The following is a 4,931-nucleotide window of genomic DNA, read 5'->3' as shown; positions in this document are numbered from 1 at the left end:
CCCCTCACCCCCCGCGAACTCCAGGTCCTCCGGTCCCTCGCCACCGGCCTCAGCAACACCGAACTGGCCGCCCACTTCCGCCTCAGCGAGGCCACCGTCAAGACCCACGTCGCCCGCATCCTCGCCAAGCTCCGCCTCCGCGACCGCGCCCAGGCCGTGGTGGTGGCGTACGAGACGGGCCTGATCGTGCCGGGCGCGGCACCCGGGACGCCGCCCGGCGAGGGCTAGCCCGGCCCCCGGCTACGACCCCACGCCTACCATTCCACCGAAACGTGCCGGGACAGCGCCCGGAGGAAGTCGGCAGCGTCGAACGCGGCCCCGGCGGAGCGCACCCCGGCCCCCTTCACCCGCCCCTCGATCACGCGCCGCACCGCCTCCACCGCGAGCGGCGCGCTGACGGCGTAGATGTCCTGGCCGCGCGCCGTGGCCCGCTGTTCCACGCCCCCGGAGCGGACGACGGCGTCGACGACGAAGGTCTGCGCGGACCGGCCCTGCTCGTCGACGGCGGCCGGCGCGGGCGTGTCGGGCGCGGCCAGGTCGCTCGCGGCCTCGACCGTCATGTACGTGCGCACCTCGGGGACCGCCAGATGGCTGGGCACGGTGACGATGTCGGCCATGCTGAACTCCCCGATCACGGCCCGGGTCCCCATCGGCTCGGGGAAGTCCCACTTCGTGGCCGGCGCCGCGTCGTCGCGGTACTCCAGCCGCCCGTCGGCGTACCGGACCCGGCGCCCGCCCCTGCGTTGCCGCGAGACCGCGCCCGCGTCCCGGGTCCCCGCCGTGGGGTGCCAGCCGCTCAGCCCGTACGCGATGTGCGCCTCGTCCGCCGCCGCCCAGCCTGCCGACTCGGTCGCGACGGTGACCAGCAGATCGCCGAGCCCGCCGAAGAAGGCCATGGCGGGCACCACGACCACACCCGCCGCGCGCGCCCGCTCCCCGAACTGCGCGAACGTGTCGAGGTTGGCCTCGATCTCGGCCGCCACATCCACGTAGGGAATCCCGGCGCGCAACGCCGCCTCGATGACCGGCGCGGCCGTCTCCGCGAAGGGCCCGGCGCAGTTCACCACGGCGTCCGCCCCGGCGAACGCCCGGTCCAGCGAGACCGGTTCACCGACCGAGGCGACCCGCACCCGCTCCTCCGCCCCTGGCTGCCCCGCAGCCACCGCCCGCAGCTTCGCCGCGTCCCGCCCGACCAGCAGCGGCACGAAGCCCCGCGCCCGCAGCTCCGCCACCACGAACCGCCCTGTGTGCCCGGACGCCCCGAACACCGCGACCGTACGCCCCGCCCTCATCAGCACTCCCCGCAGTCACCGTCATGTCACCGTCCGCGGAGCGTCGACCGCCCCGCCTGACGACCATCCTTCCGAGCGACGGCCCTCACCACGAGTGTCCGGAACGACGAGCACCGTACAATTTCCGACATGACCGCACCGGACCGGACCACCATCGCGCTGGCCGTCACCGACGGCATGCTGCACTTCGAACTGGCCCTGGCCCACGAGGTGTTCGGCTCCGACCTCTCGCACCTGGTGGCCCCCTGGTACGAGTTCGCCCTGTGCGGCCCGGGCCCCGTCTCCGTGGGCCGCTTCCGCCTGGAGCCCGACCACGGCCTGGACCAGCTGCCGCACGCCGACACGGTGATCGTCCCCGGCTGGGCCGACGTGGACGTGGCCCCGCCCGCCGACCTCGTCGACGCGGTCCGCGCGGCGCACAGCGCGGGCGCGCGGATCGCCTCGCTGTGCACCGGCGCGTTCGTGCTGGCCGCCGCGGGACTGCTGAACGGGCGCCGGGCGACCACGCACTGGGCGCACACGGACGTCCTGGCCGCCCGCTTCCCCGAGGTGGAGGTCGACCCGGACGTCCTCTACGTCGACAACGGCAGCGTGCTCACCTCGGCCGGCAAGGCCGCCGCGATGGACCTCTGTCTGCACCTGGTCCGCCTCGACCACGGCTCGGCGGCCGCCAACGCGGTGGCCCGCCGACTGGTCGTACCCCCGCACCGTTCGGGCGGCCAGGCCCAGTTCGTCCCGGCGCCGGTCCCCACCCGGAGCGACCACCCGCTGACCGAGCTGTTCCCCTGGGCCGTGGCACGCCTCGACCAGCCCCTGAGCGTCGAGGACCTGGCCCGCCGCGCGAGCATGAGCTCCCGCACCCTGACCCGGCACTTCCGCGCGGCCACCGGCACCACTCCCCTCCAGTGGCTCCTCACCCAGCGCATCCGCCGCGCCCAGGAACTCCTGGAGACCACCTCCGACAGCGTCGACACCATCGCCACGACCACGGGCATGGGGACCGCCGCCACCCTGCGCCGCCACTTCAACCGCACGCTCGGCGTCCCCCCGGACGCGTACCGCCGCACGTTCCACGCCTCCCAGCCCGACACCCGCTGACCGCCTGCCGCGCACATCGCCCACGACGCACCGCCCGCGTCCCCGACGACGCACCGCACGCGTCCCCGACTCCGCACCGCCCGCGGCGAGCACTACCTACTGCACACCGTCCTCAGCGGCGCCCGTCGGTCGGGCTGCGCCTGCGCCACGTTCTGTACGTCGGTCAGCAGTCCCGGTACGTCGAGGTCCTCCCCGGCGGCGGCGCGGGCGATCGTCAGGAGGACGGCCTCGTAGAAGGCGTCGCGGACGGCGGGGGGCATCACGTCGGAGGCGTCGAGACAGCGGGGGCCCGGGCCGGTGAGGCGTTCGGCGATCTCCCGTTCGACGGGGCCGCCCTCCTGTCGCACCCGCCGGTTCGCCGAGAAGACGTTCGCGGCCTCGGCCCACTTCCGCTGGCCCTCCCGCGAGGCCAGCCGTTCGATCAGGTCGCCGGCCCGGGGACGGTCGCTGAACAGCGCGGCGAAGTCGCCGGTCACCTCGTGGCCCCGGACCCGGTAGCCGCCGCCGGGCAGCAGGGGAGCGGAGTCCATCAGACCCGCCCCCTGCCGCCTGTCCCCGTAGAAGGAGCGGGCGAACGAGCCCTGGTGCTCCAGGGTGCACCCGTCCTTGCCCTCGAAGAGCAGCCCGTTCTCGCGGGGGGAGCCGCGGTGATCGGTGCGCAGGGCGCGCCCGGCCGCCACCTCGTCCTGCCGCAGGAGACCGGCCCACGCCTCCCATGCCTCGCGCACCGGAGTCCCGGTCCACGGCATCGTGGCGTCGCCCAGCGCCCACCTGCCGTAGACCTCCGGGCCCTCCCGTTGCAGCACGAGGTCCTCGATCCAGTCGCTGCCGGGCCAGCCCGACGCTCCGTCGTCGCCCATGCCGATGCACCAACTCGCCATCGGAGCAGGCGAGTTCGCGGGGCGCTCGCCGTCGCGGTACCAGACGATGCTCTTCAGGTCCGCCTTGACCGGCACCCAGTACGTGTCCTCCCGGGGACTGCTCACCGGCTTCCAGGGGGCGCCGTACTCCTCCTCGGCGTAGAGGCCGTTCAGCGGCTTGAGGAGGTCCTGGTCGGCGTACTCGGCGAGTTCACCGACGCCCGGCATGATCGCGATGTCCGGGGGCTCCCCCGACTGCACCTTGGACAGCAGCACCTCGCGCTGGGCCGCGGTGCCCTGGTACTCGAAGGGGATGCCGAAGCTCCGCAGTACGTCCTCGAACTGCTCCCCCTGTTTGTCGGTCCACGGCCCGAGGATGGTCACCGGTTCGTCGTCCCCCTCCGACCAGACCGCGACCATGCCGCCGGCGCAGACCAGCAACAGCGCCGCGAGCAGCACGAGCACCTTGAACCGCCGGGTCACCGCCGCCTCCAGTAGTCACTGTCCAGCCGGAGACCGACGCCGATCACGGGCAGGACGACGATCAGCAGACCGCCGGTCAGGGTGCCCTGGTACACCCGGTCGGTCCAGGTGTCGTCGGCCAGGACGCTCCGCACCTCCTCGGACTTCGCCGTGACGGTGCGCTGCGCGTGCTCCAGTTCCTGGCCGCAGCAGGCATCCGTGGAGACCTGGGTGATCTTTCGCAGATCCCCGATGACGCGGTCGAGGTCGTCCTGCGCGGACTCCATCGTGAGCAGCGGGACGACGGCGAGCAGCGCGGTGAGCGCGAAGGCCGCGAGCAGATACGGGTTCCAGTCCCGGCCGCAGCGGTCGCGCAGTACGAACAGCGTGGAGAGAAGGGTGAACGCCAGTGCCACCAGGGCGAGTTCGGCGATCCACCAGCCGCCGCGCTGCAGCCACCCCTCGGTGGCGGTGGCCTCGGCGTGCTTCATCTGGGTCAGCTGCATGTCGTCCAGACGGGGTACGAGTCCCACGCCCTGGCGCGTGAGCAGCGAACGCGCCTCGGTGAGCTTCTGGTGCCGCATGAGCGGCTGGTCCCGGTACATCACGGTGCCGAGGGTGAGGGAGTTGCTGTAAGTGGCGAGCAGCCCGTTGACGGTGCCGAGGTCCTGGTCCGTGCGGTCCGCGATCCTGGACAGTCCCTGGTCGGCGGCGGAGAGCTGGGCCCGGTAGGTCTCGCCCCGGCCCGCCACGTCGACGTACTCCCGCTCGCCCAGGGCGCGGGCCTCACGGTCGGCGCGCAGCACCGCGAGCCGGGTGGCGGCGAGCCCCTGCACGGCCGGTGCCTCCTGTTCGGCGACCGCCCCGGCACCGTTCTGGATCTGTCGACAGGACACGAACAGGGCCCCGGCCGCCACGAGCGCGCACACCGCCAGCACGACCAGATGCACCTCCAGCAACCGCCGCGTCCGCCACCGCCCCAGCCGGGCCCGCCAGAAGCCACCGAGGGAGTACGACGGCCTGCTGCGCCGGGCGGAGGCACGCCGGGAACGGAAGACCGCGCCCGTCCCCCGCCGCGCGACCCCGGCCAGACCGAACAACGCGCTCCCGCCCCGACGTACGGCAGATGCGGCGCCCTCCGGCGAAGCCGGCGCCGCATCTGCCGTACGTCGGGGCGGGAGCGCGTTGTTCGGTCTGGCCGGGGTCGCGCGGCGGGGGA

Annotated in this window: 5 protein-coding genes; 2 read left to right on the top strand and 3 right to left on the bottom strand. The window is 73.9% G+C overall.

Translation table 11 applies throughout. The features are described 5' to 3' along the window. Positions 1-228 (top strand): response regulator transcription factor (locus tag P1P70_RS40705; protein ID WP_319246932.1); only part of this gene is annotated, 228 nt, incomplete at its 5' end. A 26-nt stretch (positions 229-254) separates the two neighbouring features. Here the strand turns inward: P1P70_RS40705 and P1P70_RS40700 are convergent. Beyond that, a complete protein-coding gene (locus P1P70_RS40700; RefSeq protein WP_319246930.1) occupies positions 255-1,292 on the bottom strand; it encodes a saccharopine dehydrogenase NADP-binding domain-containing protein in 1,038 nt (345 codons plus the stop codon). A 129-nt stretch (positions 1,293-1,421) separates the two neighbouring features. Between P1P70_RS40700 and P1P70_RS40695 the strand changes: the two genes are divergently transcribed. Continuing rightward, complete coding sequence (locus tag P1P70_RS40695; RefSeq protein ID WP_319246928.1) at positions 1,422-2,390, top strand: helix-turn-helix domain-containing protein; 969 nt, start codon at positions 1,422-1,424, stop codon at positions 2,388-2,390. Between the two features lie 92 nt (positions 2,391-2,482). Here P1P70_RS40695 and P1P70_RS40690 read toward each other — a convergent pair whose 3' ends face one another. Both P1P70_RS40690 and P1P70_RS40685 read right to left on the bottom strand, forming a co-directional pair. Beyond that, positions 2,483-3,733: an extracellular solute-binding protein gene (locus P1P70_RS40690; protein WP_319246926.1), complete on the bottom strand. Its 1,251-nt coding sequence runs from the start codon at positions 3,731-3,733 to the stop codon at positions 2,483-2,485. Further along, complete coding sequence (locus tag P1P70_RS40685; protein WP_319246934.1) at positions 3,730-4,812, bottom strand: hypothetical protein; 1,083 nt, start codon at positions 4,810-4,812, stop codon at positions 3,730-3,732. Before P1P70_RS40685 ends, P1P70_RS40690 begins: the two co-directional genes overlap by 4 nt. Positions 4,813-4,931: the final 119 nt, after the last annotated feature.

This window comes from Streptomyces sp. MB09-02B (genome assembly GCF_033794485.1).
Taxonomy (GTDB): domain Bacteria; phylum Actinomycetota; class Actinomycetes; order Streptomycetales; family Streptomycetaceae; genus Streptomyces.
The sequence above is the reverse complement of the archived record's forward strand: the minus strand, read 5'-3'. Positions and strand labels throughout refer to the sequence as shown.

What these genes read in the sequence shown, in the direction of transcription:
- P1P70_RS40695 (WP_319246928.1), top strand. Translation starts at nt 1,422, where the DNA reads ATGACCGCACCGGACCGGACCACCATCGCGCTGGCCGTCACCGACGGC.
- P1P70_RS40700 (WP_319246930.1), bottom strand. Translation starts at nt 1,292, where the DNA reads ATGAGGGCGGGGCGTACGGTCGCGGTGTTCGGGGCGTCCGGGCACACA.